The 13,621-nt window shown below is 62.3% G+C and carries 16 protein-coding genes; 8 read left to right on the forward strand and 8 right to left on the reverse strand.

From position 1 onward, the window contains the following. Positions 1–2: 2 nt before the first annotated feature. Both ugpE and AC4PTT_RS21785 read left to right on the forward strand, forming a co-directional pair. Positions 3–839: a sn-glycerol-3-phosphate ABC transporter permease UgpE gene (gene ugpE / locus AC4PTT_RS21780; protein ID WP_113157070.1), complete on the forward strand. Its 837-nt coding sequence runs from the start codon at positions 3–5 to the stop codon at positions 837–839. A 16-nt stretch (positions 840–855) separates the two neighbouring features. Beyond that, entirely contained in the window at positions 856–1,929 is a 1,074-nt protein-coding gene (locus tag AC4PTT_RS21785) for a sn-glycerol-3-phosphate import ATP-binding protein UgpC (RefSeq protein WP_206548939.1), read from the forward strand. 64 nt (positions 1,930–1,993) lie between these two features. Here AC4PTT_RS21785 and AC4PTT_RS21790 read toward each other — a convergent pair whose 3' ends face one another. The 5 genes from AC4PTT_RS21790 to AC4PTT_RS21810 all read right to left on the reverse strand — a co-directional run bounded on the left by AC4PTT_RS21790 (position 1,994) and on the right by AC4PTT_RS21810 (position 6,366). Then, complete coding sequence (locus AC4PTT_RS21790; RefSeq protein WP_299935543.1) at positions 1,994–2,479, reverse strand: hypothetical protein; 486 nt, start codon at positions 2,477–2,479, stop codon at positions 1,994–1,996. Positions 2,480–2,548: 69 nt separating this feature from the next. After that, on the reverse strand, positions 2,549–3,607 hold the full coding sequence (locus AC4PTT_RS21795) for a D-TA family PLP-dependent enzyme (protein ID WP_492162720.1): 1,059 nt from the start codon (positions 3,605–3,607) through the stop codon (positions 2,549–2,551). Between the two features lie 4 nt (positions 3,608–3,611). Beyond that, on the reverse strand, positions 3,612–4,523 hold the full coding sequence (locus tag AC4PTT_RS21800) for a MurR/RpiR family transcriptional regulator (RefSeq protein ID WP_113157066.1): 912 nt from the start codon (positions 4,521–4,523) through the stop codon (positions 3,612–3,614). A gap of 2 nt (positions 4,524–4,525) precedes the next feature. After that, positions 4,526–5,596 carry an ABC transporter ATP-binding protein gene (locus AC4PTT_RS21805; protein ID WP_492162721.1) on the reverse strand — a complete coding sequence of 357 codons (1,071 nt, stop codon included), beginning with the start codon at positions 5,594–5,596 and terminating at the stop codon, positions 4,526–4,528. 11 nt (positions 5,597–5,607) lie between these two features. Continuing rightward, positions 5,608–6,366, reverse strand: coding sequence for an SDR family NAD(P)-dependent oxidoreductase (locus AC4PTT_RS21810; protein WP_206995813.1), 759 nt, complete (start codon positions 6,364–6,366; stop codon positions 5,608–5,610). Between the two features lie 290 nt (positions 6,367–6,656). On the opposite strand from AC4PTT_RS21810, the gene AC4PTT_RS21815 reads away from it, so the two are divergent. The 6 genes from AC4PTT_RS21815 to AC4PTT_RS21840 all read left to right on the forward strand — a co-directional run bounded on the left by AC4PTT_RS21815 (position 6,657) and on the right by AC4PTT_RS21840 (position 12,139). Further along, positions 6,657–7,889: an ABC transporter substrate-binding protein gene (locus AC4PTT_RS21815; protein WP_492162722.1), complete on the forward strand. Its 1,233-nt coding sequence runs from the start codon at positions 6,657–6,659 to the stop codon at positions 7,887–7,889. A 95-nt stretch (positions 7,890–7,984) separates the two neighbouring features. Next, on the forward strand, positions 7,985–8,860 hold the full coding sequence (locus AC4PTT_RS21820) for a carbohydrate ABC transporter permease (protein WP_113157062.1): 876 nt from the start codon (positions 7,985–7,987) through the stop codon (positions 8,858–8,860). After that, the gene (locus AC4PTT_RS21825; protein WP_206995810.1) at positions 8,857–9,681 is read left to right on the forward strand and encodes a carbohydrate ABC transporter permease; all 825 of its coding nucleotides are present in this window, start codon (positions 8,857–8,859) and stop codon (positions 9,679–9,681) included. Before AC4PTT_RS21820 ends, AC4PTT_RS21825 begins: the two co-directional genes overlap by 4 nt. A gap of 21 nt (positions 9,682–9,702) precedes the next feature. After that, positions 9,703–10,068: a RidA family protein gene (locus AC4PTT_RS21830; RefSeq protein WP_206546473.1), complete on the forward strand. Its 366-nt coding sequence runs from the start codon at positions 9,703–9,705 to the stop codon at positions 10,066–10,068. 25 nt (positions 10,069–10,093) lie between these two features. Then, entirely contained in the window at positions 10,094–11,560 is a 1,467-nt protein-coding gene (locus tag AC4PTT_RS21835) for a M81 family metallopeptidase (protein WP_492162723.1), read from the forward strand. Positions 11,561–11,674: 114 nt separating this feature from the next. After that, positions 11,675–12,139: a pseudoazurin gene (locus AC4PTT_RS21840; RefSeq protein WP_113157058.1), complete on the forward strand. Its 465-nt coding sequence runs from the start codon at positions 11,675–11,677 to the stop codon at positions 12,137–12,139. 39 nt (positions 12,140–12,178) lie between these two features. Here the strand turns inward: AC4PTT_RS21840 and AC4PTT_RS21845 are convergent, their stop codons facing one another. Genes AC4PTT_RS21845 through AC4PTT_RS21855 form a run of 3 tightly spaced genes read right to left on the reverse strand, consistent with a single transcriptional unit; the run spans position 12,179 to position 13,590 of the window. Then, the gene (locus AC4PTT_RS21845) at positions 12,179–12,643 is read right to left on the reverse strand and encodes an RrF2 family transcriptional regulator (RefSeq protein ID WP_206546470.1); all 465 of its coding nucleotides are present in this window, start codon (positions 12,641–12,643) and stop codon (positions 12,179–12,181) included. Positions 12,644–12,647: 4 nt separating this feature from the next. After that, complete coding sequence (locus AC4PTT_RS21850) at positions 12,648–13,130, reverse strand: DUF4149 domain-containing protein (protein ID WP_492162724.1); 483 nt, start codon at positions 13,128–13,130, stop codon at positions 12,648–12,650. Beyond that, positions 13,123–13,590 (reverse strand): group III truncated hemoglobin, encoded by a 468-nt coding sequence (locus tag AC4PTT_RS21855; RefSeq protein ID WP_206548946.1) that lies wholly within the window; start codon positions 13,588–13,590, stop codon positions 13,123–13,125. The genes AC4PTT_RS21850 and AC4PTT_RS21855 overlap by 8 nt, the downstream gene beginning before the upstream one ends. Between the last annotated feature and the right edge of the window lie 31 nt (positions 13,591–13,621).

The following is a 13,621-nucleotide window of genomic DNA, read 5'->3' on the forward strand; positions in this document are numbered from 1 at the left end:
TCATGGTCGAAAAACGGGGTTTTGGAACCATTCTGATGCATGCGGTGCTGATCATCGGCATCGCCATCGTCTGCTTCCCGATCTATCTCACCTTCGTCGGCTCGACGCTGACGCATTTTGATATCATCCGCCCGCCCATGCCATTGCTGCCCGGGCCGCATCTCATCGACAATTACAGCGAGGCGCTGGCTTCGGGCGTGACCGCGCCTGTCGGGCGCATGCTGTTCAACTCGTTCATCATGGCCATGGGCATTGCGATCGGCAAAATCGCGATCTCCATCCTGTCGGCCTATGCAATCGTCTATTTCCGCTTCCCCTTCCGCATGCTCGCCTTCTGGGCGATCTTCATGACGCTCATGCTGCCGGTGGAAGTGCGTATCGTGCCGACCTATGAGGTCGTGGCCTCGCTTGGCCTGCTCAATTCCTATACCGGCCTGATCCTGCCGCTCATCGCCTCGGCAACCGCCACCTTCCTCTTCCGCCAGTTCTTCATGACCGTGCCGGACGAGCTGGTGGAGGCTGCGCGCGTCGATGGCGCGGGGCCGCTGCGCTTCTTCAAGGACATCCTGCTGCCGCTCTCGGTGACCAACATCGCAGCGCTGTTCGTGATCCTCTTCATCTACGGTTGGAACCAGTTCCTCTGGCCATTGCTCATCACCACAAAGCCGGAGATGAACACCATCGTGATGGGTCTGAAGCAGATGATGCCGACCGCCGATGACTACGGCAACTGGCCCGTGACCATGGCAGCCGCCATGCTGGCCGTTCTGCCGCCGGTGGCTGTGGTGATCTTCATGCAGCGCCTGTTCGTCAAAGGCCTCGTCGAGACAGAAAAATAGAAGGACCGAAATCGGCATGGCGACGATTTCCATTCGCGATATCCGCAAATCCTACGCAAAGACCGAGGTCATTCACGGCGTAAGCCTCGATGTGGCCGATGGCGAGTTCATCGTCATTGTCGGCCCCTCCGGTTGCGGCAAGTCCACGCTTCTGCGCATGGTCGCAGGCCTTGAGCGCATCACCAGCGGCACGATGGAAATCGACGGCCGGCTGGTCAACGATCTGGAACCGCGCGAGCGCGACATCGCCATGGTGTTCCAGAACTATGCGCTCTATCCGCATATGAGCGTGTTCGACAACATGGCCTATGGCCTGAAGATTGCCGGCAAGACGAAGGACGAGATCCGCCAGCGGGTCGACAAGGCCGCCACCATGCTGCAGCTCGAGCCCTATCTCGACCGCAAGCCGCGCGCCCTTTCGGGCGGTCAGCGCCAGCGTGTCGCCATGGGCCGTGCGCTCGTGCGCAATCCTGCCGTCTTCCTGTTCGACGAGCCGCTTTCCAACCTCGATGCCAAGCTGCGTGTGCAGATGCGTCTCGAGATCAAGCAGATGCAGCGCTCGGTGGGCACCACCGCGCTCTACGTGACGCATGATCAGGTGGAAGCCATGACCCTGGCTGATCGGCTGGTGGTCATGAATGGCGGCATTGCCGAGCAGATCGACACGCCGATGAATGTCTATGAACGTCCGGCCACGCGCTTTGTCGCCGGCTTCATCGGTTCGCCGGCCATGAACATTCTGCAGGGCAGCGTCTCGGGCTCGGATTTTGAGCTGGAAGGCGGCGGCAAGCTGGCGCTCGACGCCCAGCCCGCAGAAGCTGGCCGGCCGGTTCTCTTCGGCGTGCGCCCGGAGCATCTGCAGCTTGTTTCGGCGGATGAGGCCACGCTCAACCTGTCGGTCACCGCAGTGGAAACGCTTGGTGCGGACACGCTTGCTCACGGCAAACTGTCCGGCGCAAATGGCGCGGGCGGCGAACTGATCGCCCGGCTGTCCGGCAGCGCGCAGGTCGCCCCCGGCGACACGCTGCCGCTTGCCATCCAGAAGGGCATGACGCATCTCTTCGATGCCGAGACCGGCAAGCGCCTCTGACAAAAAGCGCCGCCGGGCGAGAGGCCCGACGGCGCTTGAAAAAATTAGCGCAAGTTTCTGAAAATCAGGCGCAAAGCGGGTTCGGCATATAGCCGACAAAGCCGGTGATCTTCCAGCGCCCGTCGATCTTCGAGCAGAAATAGAGCGTCTGCCAGTTCAGCCGGTCGACGGTGCCGTCGGCCTTGGCAACCATGCCGTTGAACTTCTTGTGCAGCACCGCGCGGTCGCCATTGATGTCGATGTCGCGCATATTGGTAACACGGAACAGGGCTTCGCGCAGCGGCTCGGCAAACGCAGTGGCCGCCGTCTCCTTGCCCTGACGCAGCCACTCGTCGCGATAGGTCTCGACGTTGGGAAACTGAAGCCGCCAGGAATCCGCATCGCTCAGAAAATGCGCGTGCATGCCAAAGAAGCGGTCTTCGGCAAAATCCCCTTCCACCATCGACCAGTCCTGCGAGAGGAACGCGTCGATATCGCGCCGCACCAGCATCTCCCATAAGTAATGACGGTCGGCGTCGCCTTCGGGAAAGGGATTCTTGTCGTAGTTCATCAGCTCCTCCGTCTTGATGATGGGGTTTGGGGCAGGGTCTAGAGCGTCCCCACTTTTCCTGGAATTGCTCTAGGTCAGGCGGCCACGCGCGGCGACCGGAACGGTCTCGGTGACGATGTCGCCATCGGCAAGGTTCACCTCGTCATAGAGGTTGGACACCGGGCAGACATGGTTGGGAATGATGCGCACTTTCTCGCCGATTTGAGGTTTTTTGGCAGAGCCTGAAAGATCGATGACGCCGTGCTCCTCGCTGAGCCCGGTAATCACCGCATCGGGATATTCCACGATGTGACCATGGCCGGGCACGGGCGCGAGGTCGGCGGCGAGCGCCTTGGAGCCGGCATCGATGACCGCGCGGTTTTCCGTCGGGCGGCTCACCACCGTCGCAAGCACCGTGAACGCGCAGTCTTCCAGCGTGCCATGGCCGAAAGCCACCTGCATCCGGTCTGAATAGATATAGGTTCCGGGCCTGTGCTCGGTCGCGCTCTTCACGCTTCCCGCCTCGTAGAAATCGGGCGAGCCGCCACTGGAAACCGTGTTCGCCCTGAGGCCGTTTTTCTCAAGTGCGGCGATGGCCTCGCTCAGCCATTCTTCCACCTCGGCGAGTTTCCCGCGCGGCGGATAGGTCATCAAGCCTTCGAAGCGCAGGCCAGGTGCTGCGTCGATCTCTTTCGCGAGCGTCACGACCTCTTCCATCGTCTGCACGCCGCAGCGCCCCGCGCCCGTATCGCACTCGATGAGAACCGGAAGGGGATGATCGGGATCGGTGAAATGCGCGGCATAGCCTGCCACCGTCACCGCACTGTCGGCGGTGATCGAGAGGGTGATGCGCCGGTGCAGCGCCAGAAGCCGGTCGAGCTTGCCCGCGCCCAGAATGTTGTAGGGAATGAAGATGTCGGTAATCCCGGCATCGGCCATCACTTCGGCCTCACCGATTTTCTGGCAGGTAATGCCCACTGCGCCGAGGTCGCATTGAAGCTTTGCGAACAACGGCAGTTTGTGCGTCTTGATGTGCGGGCGCAGCTTCAGAGCATGTTCGTCGGCATAGGCCTGGGCACGAACAAGGTTGGCTTTCGCCCTGGCGCGGTCGATGACCACCGCCGGCGTTTCCAGGTCGAGAATGCGCACGGCATCAGTCTCCAATGGGCAGTTCGGGATCGCGGATATTCTGGCTGGCAAGGCTATGGCGCACGCGGCGCAGCGGTTCAAGCACCTTCTTGCCGAGCGTCAGGGCCGTGGCCATGGCGATGATGTCGACGCTCGCCAGCAGCGCATACCGCATGGAGGAAGGTTTGTAGAGATTGCCGTCTTCCTTGAAGGTCAGCGGCAGAAGCGCGTCGCCGGCCTCGGCCAGCGGCGTGTTGGGCGTCGTCACCACGTAGGCCCGCGCGCCATACTGGCGGGCGATGGTCACCGCATCCATGACGGAGGGCGCCTGGCCCGAAACGGAAAACCCGATCACCACCGCTTTCGGCTCCAGAACGGAAGCGCTCATGCGCTGCAACTGCGGATCGGTGTGGGCGGTGACGTGCAGGCCAAGGCGAAAGAGCCGGTTCTGCAATTCCACGGCGGCAAAGGACGAGCTGCCGCCAGTGCCATAGATCAGGATCTGGCTTGCCCGGCTGATGCTGCGGGCCATCGGCTCCAGGTCGATATCGGCCAGCGCCATCGACATGAGGTCGAGCGCGGCATGTGCGCCGGTCGCCACCTTGGCTACCACTTGACCGGAAAGCGGCAGCTCCTCCACCGGTGCGCTCGGCTCACGCAGATAGGCCCCGCCAATGGCGAGCGCCTGCGCAAGGTGAAAACGCATGTCGCGCGTGCCGGGGAAACCGAGCGCCCGCGCCAGCCGCGTGATGGTCGGTTCGCTCACGCCCGCCCGTTCGGCGATCTGCGCAATCGGCGCGTGCGCCGCGAAATGCGGATCGGCCAGAATGCTCTCGACCAGACGAATTTCCGCGCCGCGCCCCCGCTCCAGCCGGTCCTGCAGCCGGGCGATGATATCGACCGTACGTTCCGTGTCGTTGGGCGCGCGTTCGTCCATTTTCAGGCTGCCTTCAGTCGCTGGCCATTGTCGTGGTCGAACAGATGCACGTGCTCGACGGGCACCGCAAGCCGCAATTCCTCACCGGGCCGCGGCAGATCGCGGTCGCGCAGGACGACGCGCACATCCTCGCCCGCAATCGTTCCGAACACATGGATTTCCGGCCCTGTCGGCTCCACCACCGCCACTTTGAGCGCCAGCGGTCCCTGCGGGTCACGCACATAGGATTCAGGCCGGATGCCGATCGTGACCGGGCGTCCGTCGCCCGCGCCGGCGGCGATGGGCAGTTTGCTGCCATCGCCCAGAACGGCAACCGGCGCGCCATCGGCGCTTTCCATCCGCGCCTGAAGGAAGCTCATGGCAGGCGAGCCGATGAAGCCGGCGACAAAGGTGTTTGCGGGGTTGTCATAGAGCTCCAGCGGCGTGCCCACCTGCTCGATATTGCCGCCATTCATGACAACGATCCGGTCGGCCATTGTCATGGCTTCGATCTGGTCGTGGGTCACATAGACGATGGTGGTGCCGAGCTTCTGATGCAGCGCCTTGATCTCGGTGCGCATCTGGATGCGCAGCTTGGCGTCGAGATTGGATAAGGGCTCGTCGAACAGGAACACTTTCGGATCGCGCACGATGGCGCGGCCCATGGCGACGCGCTGGCGCTGACCGCCGGAAAGCTGTCCCGGCTTGCGATCCAGATAGTCGCCAAGATTGAGAATTTCAGCCGCCTTCTTGATGCGGCGCTCCGTTTCGTCCTTGGGCTCGCCGCGCACGCGCGGACCGAAGCTGATATTGTCGCGCACGCTCATATGCGGAAAGAGTGCATAGGACTGGAACACCATAGAGGTGTCCCGCTTCTGTGGCGGGATATCGTTGGCGCGCGCCCCGCCGATCATGAGGTCGCCGGCGCTGATCGCTTCCAGCCCCGCAATCATGCGCAGAAGCGTGGACTTGCCGCAGCCGGACGGCCCGACCAGAACGACAAACTCGCCATCGTCGATGGCCAGAGACAGTTTCTCGATGACTGTCAGAGAGCCGTAGCGTTTGCAGATATCCGTCAGTTTCAACTCAGCCATGAAGGGGCTCCTTAGCCGGCGATCTGTTCGAGAAAGGGCAGGTTCCCGGCGGAAATGCCTGCATCCACGGGAAGCACCGTGCCGGTGATGCCGCTTGAAAGCGGGGAGGCGAGGAAAGCGGCGGCGCGCGCCACCTCCGCAGGCTCCACCATGCGGCGCAGCGGATAAAGCGCTCCGACCTTGCCGAGAATCTCCGGGTCGCGCTCGATGCGATGATCCCACGCCATGGTGCGAACGGAACCAGGCGTGATCGCATTGGCGCGGATCCCGTGCCGGCCTTCTTCCGTGGCGACCGCGCGCATCCAGGCGATCAGCCCCGCCTTGGCAGCCGCATAGGCGGGGTTGCCGTAATGGGAAAGCGCGTTGATCGAGGAGATGAAAACAAAGGCCGCCCCGCCTTCGCGCTGGCGCAGGGCGGGCAGAAACGCCTGCGAAAGACGCGCCGCGCTGCGCAGATTGAGGTTCAGCTCATGGGTCAGCGCTTCGGGCGTGACATCATCCAGCGTTTCGGCGCGTGTCCACCCGGCATTGGAGATGATGGCGGAAGGGACCCCGTTTTCGCAGATCCGTTTTGCAGCCGCCTCGACCGCTTTATCGTCCAGCAGGTCGAAACGCTGCGCCTCGGCAACGCCGTCGAACGATAAGTCAGCCTCATCCAGATCGCACGCGACGACTGAAGCCCCGAAACCCGACAGAACCTCCACCATGGCCCGGCCAATGCCACCGGCCGCGCCTGTTACGACGATTCTCTGGCCACCAAGATCGATCATTGCACTCCCATTCATTCGCTCGTTTCGTCCGCCGCTTTTGTGCTCGTGTTTTTCGTTTCACAGGCAGACGGGGCGTCGGCAGTTACACCAGCCGACATCTAAAGCTTGCCGAAAAATCGTAATTTAGCAACACGATTGTGCGATTTTCCTTGCCAGAAGCGAATTTCTGTAAAAAAATTACATAAAAGATTGCCGCTCACGCCGAGAAGGCAGCCGGGAAAACAGGTCAGGCCGCCGCCTCCCGAACGGGAGATGGAACAGGAACCCAAGAGAGGAACAGGGAGACAGACATGAAAAGGACTGCACTCAGGACAGCCGTTGCCGGCGCTGCTTTGTTAGCCGCGATGGGATGGGCGCATGCAGAGACCGTGCGCGTGACCGTTGCGGAATACAGCTCGAAAACCGGCCCGTATTTCGAGGAAGCCGCAAAAGCCTTTGAGGAAGCCAATCCGGGCTCCGAAATCCAGGTCGAAGTGGTGCCGTGGGATGTGCTTCTGCAAAAGCTGACCACCGATATTTCCGGCGGCGCCAATGCCGATCTCTCGATCATCGGCACGCGCTGGCTGATCGACTTTGTGGATCAGGGCATTGCCGCGCCGCTCGATGATTACATGACACAGGACTTCAAAGATCGCTTCTTCCCGGTCTTCCTTGAGCCTTCGGTGATGCAGGAAAAGACCTATGGGCTGCCGGTCGCCGCATCGGCCCGCGCCATGTATTACAACAAGGACCTGTTCGAGCAGGCCGGCATTACCGAAGTTCCCGACACGTGGGATGAGCTTGCCGAGGCAGCCAAGAAGATCGGCGCGCTGGGCGATGATATTGCCGGCTTCGGACTTCAGGGCAAGGAAATCGAGACGGACGTCTATTTCTACTATGCGTTCTGGGCCTATGGCGGCGAGCTGGTGGAAGAAGACGGCACGTCCGGCCTCGACAGCGACGCCGGCTACAAGGCGGCGGAAATGTACAAGTCGCTGATCGATTCCGGCGCAACGCAGCCGGGCGTCACCTCCTACAATCGTGAGGACGTGCAGAACCTGTTCAAGCAGGGCAAGGTCGGCATGATGATCACCGCGCCGTTCCTTTCCAACCAGATCAAGGAAGAAGCGCCGGATCTCAAATATGGCGTGGCGGCCATTCCGGCCGGTCCCGAGGGTGACCGTGGCACCTATGGCGTGACCGATTCCATCATCATGTTCGAGAATTCCGAGAACAAGGATCTGGCCTGGAAGTTCCTCGACCAGCTGTTCACCACCGAATGGCGCGCCAAGTTCACCTCCGGCGAGGGCTTCCTGCCGGTCAATCCGGAAGTCGCGGCGCAGCCGGCCTTTGCCGACAATGCCGATCTGAAGGAGTTCACCGCGCTTCTGCCGGACGCCCGCTTTGCACCGGTCATCGCCGGCTGGGAGGAGATCGCGGCAACCACGTCGGATGCGGTCCAGACCATCTATCTGGGCAATGGCGAGGCCAAGGCCACGCTTGATGCCGCTGCCGGCGAGATCAACAGCATTCTCGGCAACTGATCACGGCCTGACCGAACCGGCATGCGCGGCCCAGCGCCGCGCATGCCGACTTCCAAGTTTCATCCGGCGATGAGCCGGCAAAACGTGACGGGACCATGATCCGCTCGCCTCTGACCAATCCCTATCTGCTGATCCTGCCGGGGTTCCTGCTCGCCGCGTTCATCATCCTGTGGCCGCTCTACCAGCTCGGCACGATTTCGCTCAATGACGTCAATCGTTTCGGCCAGTTGCGCGGTTTCAACGGTGTCGAAAATTACGTGGCGGTCTTCACCGATCCTGATTTTCTGGGCGCGCTGTGGCGCACCTTCATCTGGACCGGCGCCATCGTCATCGGCACGCTCGTCGTTTCCGTGCCCGTCGCCATGATCCTCAATGAGGATTTTTATGGCCGCGCGATTGCGCGCGTCATCATCATGCTGCCCTGGGCCGTGTCGCTGACCATGACCGCCATTGTCTGGCGCTGGGCGCTGAACGGCGAAAGCGGCATGCTCAATTCCGGCCTTCATGGCCTCGGTCTCATCGACCAGAACATCCAGTGGCTCGCCCGCGCCTCCACCGCCTTTCCGGTGCAGATCATGATCGGCATTCTGGTCACAGTGCCCTTCACCACGACGATCTTTCTGGGCGGCCTCTCCTCCATTCCCGACGATCTTTATGAGGCGGCGAAGCTTGAGGGCGCGTCGCGCTGGCAGACATTCCGCGAGATCACCCTGCCGCTGATGAAGCCGTTCCTGAACATCTCCATCGTGCTGAACATGATCTATGTGTTCAACTCGTTCCCGATCATCTGGGCTACCACGCAGGGCGGCCCCGCGAACTCCACCGACATTCTCGTCACCTATCTCTACAAGCTGGGCTTCCGCTTCGGGAAACTCGGCGAGGCCTCGGCCCTTTCGGTGATGATGTTCGTGCTGCTGCTTGCCTTCACCGTTCTCTATGTCTCGCTGGCCATGCGGAGGGAACGCACATGAGCCCGAAGCTGAAAAAATCCCTCCTCTACTGGGCGCTGCTCTCGCCGCTCATCGTGCTGATCCTGTTCCCGTTCGCCGTGATGTTCATCACCGCGATCAAGCCGGCAAATGAAGTGCTTTCGCCCACCTGGTGGCCGCGCGAGCCGGCATGGCGCAACTTTATCGACATGTGGGCCGTCACCAATTTCGGCAATGCGCTGTGGAACTCGGTCTATGTGTCGGTTCTGTCGACCGTGCTGGCGCTCGCCGTCTCCATTCCCGCAGCCTATGCGATGAGCCGTTTCCGTTTCGCGGGACAGGGCTTCTTCCGCCAGTTCCTTCTGGTCACGCAGATGCTGTCGCCCATCGTGCTGGTGATCGGCCTGTTCCGGCTGGTCGTGTGGCTCGGCCTGCTCGACAATGTGAATTCCATCGTCTTCGTCTATGGCGCGTTCAATGTCGCCTTCACGGTGTGGATGCTGCAGAGCTATTTCTCCACCATCCCGAAGGATCTGGAGGAAGCCGCCTGGATCGAGGGCGCGAGCCCGGCAAAGGCGCTGGTGATGGTGTTCCTGCCGCTTGCCCTTCCGGCCATGACGGTTACCGCCATCTTCTCCTTCATCAATGCGTGGAACGAGTTCGTGATCGCACTCACCATGCTGCGACGGCAGGAGAGCTACACGCTGCCGATCCAGATCTTCTCGCTGGTTGCCGGCCGCTACACGGTCGAATGGCACCATGTCATGGCGGCCACGTTCGTCGCCACAATTCCCGTCGCCATCATCTTTGCCTGGTTGCAGCGCTATCTCGTGCGCGGCCTCGCCATCGGCGCGGTGAAATAGGTCTCAAAACGGAGTTTATCGATGACCAAGCAGTGCTTTGGCACATCCCATGTGCCGCTTTCCCCCGCCGTTCGTGCCGGCGACTTCGTCTACATCTCAGGCCAGGTGCCGGTGGGTGAAGATGGCGTTGTCGTTCAGGGCGGCATCACCGAGCAGACCCAGCAGGTGATGGCCAACGTCAAGGCCGCGCTGGCGCTTGCCGGCTGCACGCTGGACGATGTGGTCAAGACCACCGTCTGGCTGGAAGATGCGCGCGATTTCGGCCCCTTCAACGCCGTCTATGGAAAGCACTTCCCCAAGGATCCGCCGGCGCGCACCACCGTTGAATCGCGGCTGATGCTCGACATCAAGATCGAGGTCGAGGCCGTCGCCTACAAGCCGCTCTGATCCAGACAAACCGGAATCTCATCGCATGCGTGTCTTCACGGCGTCGCTCGCCACCGAAACCAACACCTTTTCGCCCATCCCCACGGATCGCAGGGATTTCGAGATGGCTTTCTACGCCGGACCCGGCGACCATCCCGAAACCCCGACGCTCTGCTCCGCGCCGATTCCGGTTCTGCGGCGGCGGGTGAAGGAGGAGGGGTTCACCCTGATCGAGGGCACCGCCACCTGGGCGGAGCCGGGCGGTTATGTCCGTCTCGATGTCTATGAGGCGCTGCGCGATGAGATTCTCGATCAGCTGCGGGCCGCCATGCCGGTGGACTGCGTGGTGCTCGGCCTGCACGGCGCGATGGTGGCGCGCGGGCTCGACGACTGCGAGGGCGATCTGCTTGCCCGTGTGCGCGAGATCGTCGGCCCCAATGTGATCGTTGCCGCCGAACTCGATCCGCACAGCCATCTGACGGCGAAGCGCGTTGCGGCGGCGGACATTCTCGCCGCCTTTCTGGAGTTTCCGCATACGGATTTTCTCGAGCGCGCCGAGCATGTGGTGGATCTGGCGCTGCGCGCCACGCGCGGCGAAATCCGCCCCGTGATCTCCACCTTCGACTGCCGCATGATCGACGTCTTTCCCACGAGCCGCGAGCCCATGCGCTCCTTCGTGGACCGCATGAAGGCGCTGCAGGGCAGGGGGGACGTTCTTTCGGCCTCGCTGATCCACGGCTTCATGGGCGGCGACGTGCCCGAGCTTGGCACCCAGGTCATGGTCGTCACCGATAATGCGCCGGAGGCCGGTGACGCACTGGCCGAAGAACTGGGGCTGGAGGTGCGCGGCATGCGTGGCGTGACCGCGATGAACAGCCTCTCCATCGAAGACGCCATCGCGAAAGCCGGCGCCGGCGGCAGGAGCGGAAAACCCGTCGTGATCGCGGATATGTGGGACAATCCCGGTGGCGGAACCGCAGGCGACAACACCGCGCTTTTGCATGCGCTTGTTGAAAGCGGCATCACGCGCGCGGGTGTTGCGACCATCTGGGATCCGCAGGCCGTCGGCTTTGCCCATGGCGCAGGCGAGGGCACCATTCTCGACATGCGCATCGGCGGCAAGGCGAATGCGGCCAGTGGCACGCCGTTTGACGGCACATTCGAAATCCGCAGGCTGGCGGAAGAAGGGTGGCAGACCTTCGGCACCAGCCGCGTCACGCTTGGCCCGGCGGCTGTGGTGCGGCTTGTCGGCACCGAGATAGACATCGTGCTCAACACCAACCGCACCCAGACCTTCGAGCCGGATATCTTTTCTAATCTCGGGGTCGATCCGCTGGAAAAGCAGGTGCTTCTCATCAAGTCGACCAACCACTTCCATGCGGGTTTTGCGCCCATCGCGGAAGAGATCATCTACGCGGCGGTGGAAGGGTGCTATCCGAACAATCCGAAGACGGCGGGATACACCAAACTCGCCCGCCCAATCTGGCCGATAGACGAGAACGCATTCCAGTAGAAAACCTGCGCTCAAATGCGGCCTGTTTGACCAATCGCAAAGTGTGCCTCCATGTCGACGGCTAGAAGGAGCCGTCGATATCAAGCGTTCGAAGCCGAACCCAGGAGACCATTCATGAAAGCGATCAAAACTGCCGCCGTGGCACTAGTTGCCGGCCTTGCCCTTGGCATCGTCGCAACGCCCGGCTTCGCCGCCGAGTTTGAGATCAGGATGCTCAACAAGGGCGAGAAGGGCGTGATGGTTTTCGAGCCGGATTTCGTTCGCGCGCAGCCCGGCGACACGATCAATTTCGTCTCGGTCGATCCCGGCCACAATGCCGAGACCATCAAGGGCATGGTTCCTGAAGGCGCCGAAACATTCCGCAGCAAGGTCAGCAAGGATTTCTCGGTGACGCTGACGGAAGAAGGCATTTACGGCGTCAAATGCACCCCGCATTACGGCATGGGGATGGTCGCCCTGGTGGTGGTCGGCGAGCCGGGAAACGCCGACGCTGCGGCGAAGGTCAAGCACCCCGGCAAGGCGAAGAAGCACTTTGCCGAACTGTTTGAAGCGCTGCCGGAAAAACTCGCCGCCAACTGATCCGGGCAGGGCTATGCCGGGCGGGTTTCCTGCCCGGCTTTAATTCAGGGCCGGGGCCGCGGGAGGCTCCAGCGCAAGGCCCAGAAGCCCGGCAAGCGCGGAACGCTCGGCCACGAGATCGGCAAGCGAATAGCGGTCGAACACCGCCAGATATGCATCCAGCGCCTCGGCCACGACGCCCCTCAGGCGGCAGGCCGGGTTCAGTGCGCAGCGCGTCGCGCCACCGCCCATGCAGGCGACCAGCGCGAAACTTTCCTCCATCTCCCGCACGACCGCACCAAGGGTGATTTCCTCCGGCGCACGCGCCAGCGCGATGCCACCGGAGCGGCCGCGCTCCGTGGTCACCACACCCATCTGCGAAAGCCGACGCGCGACTTTCAACAGATGGTTGCGCGACAGATCATAGGCATTCGCCACCTCGCTTACCGTGCAACCGGCATCGCCCCGCAGCGCCAGATAAATCAGCATCCTGAGCGCATAATCCGTCTGCTGCGTCATACGCATGGCGTCACCCCTGCGCTGCGCCGGAAACCCTGTGGGAGCGCACCAGACCGAACAGGGCGCAAAGCGATGCGCCAAGCAGGATGAGCGCTTTAAGGCCCTCGCCGGAAGCGTAGATGAAGTGGTGCATGGAGGCCGGCAGCGGCGAACCGGCGATAACGGCCGCCATGCGCGCGTCAAGCACGGGCAGAAGCCAGAACGATTGCACGGCGAGGATCACCACCAGAAGCGCCGTCGCCAGAAGAAGCACGCGTCGCCGATAGACGAACACCGTCGCCATCATCAGCAGGACGGCCAGCGCCCATTCAACGCGCGAAAAGGCTGCGAAGGTGACATTGCCGATCTCCAGCGCGACGGGCAGCGACATCGAGCCCGCCTGAAATTTCACCGGTGTGGCCAGAAAGGAAACGCCGCACACCATGCCCAGCCAGATGAGGGCGATGAAGCCATAGGCGGCGAGCGCCACGGGGCTGGTTTCGTTCTCACGCATTGCCCGCACTCCTCGCACGCGCCGCATCCGGTCCGAGCGCCGCAGGCAGGCGGAAGAACATGGCCAGCCGCAGGCTCCTTGCAATGCGCTCGGCCCGCTCGACGAAGACTGCCGCGGTGCCCGGCGCGCACAGATCCGCAACCGTCTGCCGGAAGATGCCGAGCCAGATGTCGAAGTCGGATTCCTCGACGGTGGTGAGCTTCACATGCGCCGGCACGGGTCGGCCGTGATAGCTGCCATCCTTCAGGATCACGGCGCACCAGAAGTCCGTCATCTTTTCCAGGTGCGGTTCCCAGTCGTCCTTGATCTCTCCGGCGAAAATCGGGCCGAGACGCGCATCGCTGCGAACACGGCGATAGAATTCCCGCACCAGACGGCCGATGAAAGCGCGGTCCACCGCCGGGTCTTTCAGGGCCTCGTCCGGCTGCGGCCTTGGGCGCGCCGACAATGCATCGCTCATGGCATGCTCCTAAAGTGATATATTTGATGCC

It is taken from the genome of Nitratireductor sp. WH36-1, assembly GCF_058725515.1.

Excerpts from the sequence above, each read along its gene's own strand:
- AC4PTT_RS21785 (WP_206548939.1), top strand. The coding sequence starts at position 856 with ATGGCGACGATTTCCATTCGCGATATCCGCAAATCCTACGCAAAGACC.
- AC4PTT_RS21845 (WP_206546470.1), bottom strand. The coding sequence starts at position 12,643 with ATGCGTATGACGCAGCAGACGGATTATGCGCTCAGGATGCTGATTTAT.
- AC4PTT_RS21800 (WP_113157066.1), bottom strand. The coding sequence starts at position 4,523 with ATGGACGAACGCGCGCCCAACGACACGGAACGTACGGTCGATATCATC.
- AC4PTT_RS21840 (WP_113157058.1), top strand. The coding sequence starts at position 11,675 with ATGAAAGCGATCAAAACTGCCGCCGTGGCACTAGTTGCCGGCCTTGCC.
- ugpE (WP_113157070.1), top strand. The coding sequence starts at position 3 with ATGGTCGAAAAACGGGGTTTTGGAACCATTCTGATGCATGCGGTGCTG.
- AC4PTT_RS21855 (WP_206548946.1), bottom strand. The coding sequence starts at position 13,590 with ATGAGCGATGCATTGTCGGCGCGCCCAAGGCCGCAGCCGGACGAGGCC.
- AC4PTT_RS21810 (WP_206995813.1), bottom strand. The coding sequence starts at position 6,366 with ATGATCGATCTTGGTGGCCAGAGAATCGTCGTAACAGGCGCGGCCGGT.
- AC4PTT_RS21830 (WP_206546473.1), top strand. The coding sequence starts at position 9,703 with ATGACCAAGCAGTGCTTTGGCACATCCCATGTGCCGCTTTCCCCCGCC.
- AC4PTT_RS21790 (WP_299935543.1), bottom strand. The coding sequence starts at position 2,479 with ATGAACTACGACAAGAATCCCTTTCCCGAAGGCGACGCCGACCGTCAT.
- AC4PTT_RS21820 (WP_113157062.1), top strand. The coding sequence starts at position 7,985 with ATGATCCGCTCGCCTCTGACCAATCCCTATCTGCTGATCCTGCCGGGG.
- AC4PTT_RS21815 (WP_492162722.1), top strand. The coding sequence starts at position 6,657 with ATGAAAAGGACTGCACTCAGGACAGCCGTTGCCGGCGCTGCTTTGTTA.
- AC4PTT_RS21835 (WP_492162723.1), top strand. The coding sequence starts at position 10,094 with ATGCGTGTCTTCACGGCGTCGCTCGCCACCGAAACCAACACCTTTTCG.
- AC4PTT_RS21850 (WP_492162724.1), bottom strand. The coding sequence starts at position 13,130 with ATGCGTGAGAACGAAACCAGCCCCGTGGCGCTCGCCGCCTATGGCTTC.
- AC4PTT_RS21825 (WP_206995810.1), top strand. The coding sequence starts at position 8,857 with ATGAGCCCGAAGCTGAAAAAATCCCTCCTCTACTGGGCGCTGCTCTCG.
- AC4PTT_RS21805 (WP_492162721.1), bottom strand. The coding sequence starts at position 5,596 with ATGGCTGAGTTGAAACTGACGGATATCTGCAAACGCTACGGCTCTCTG.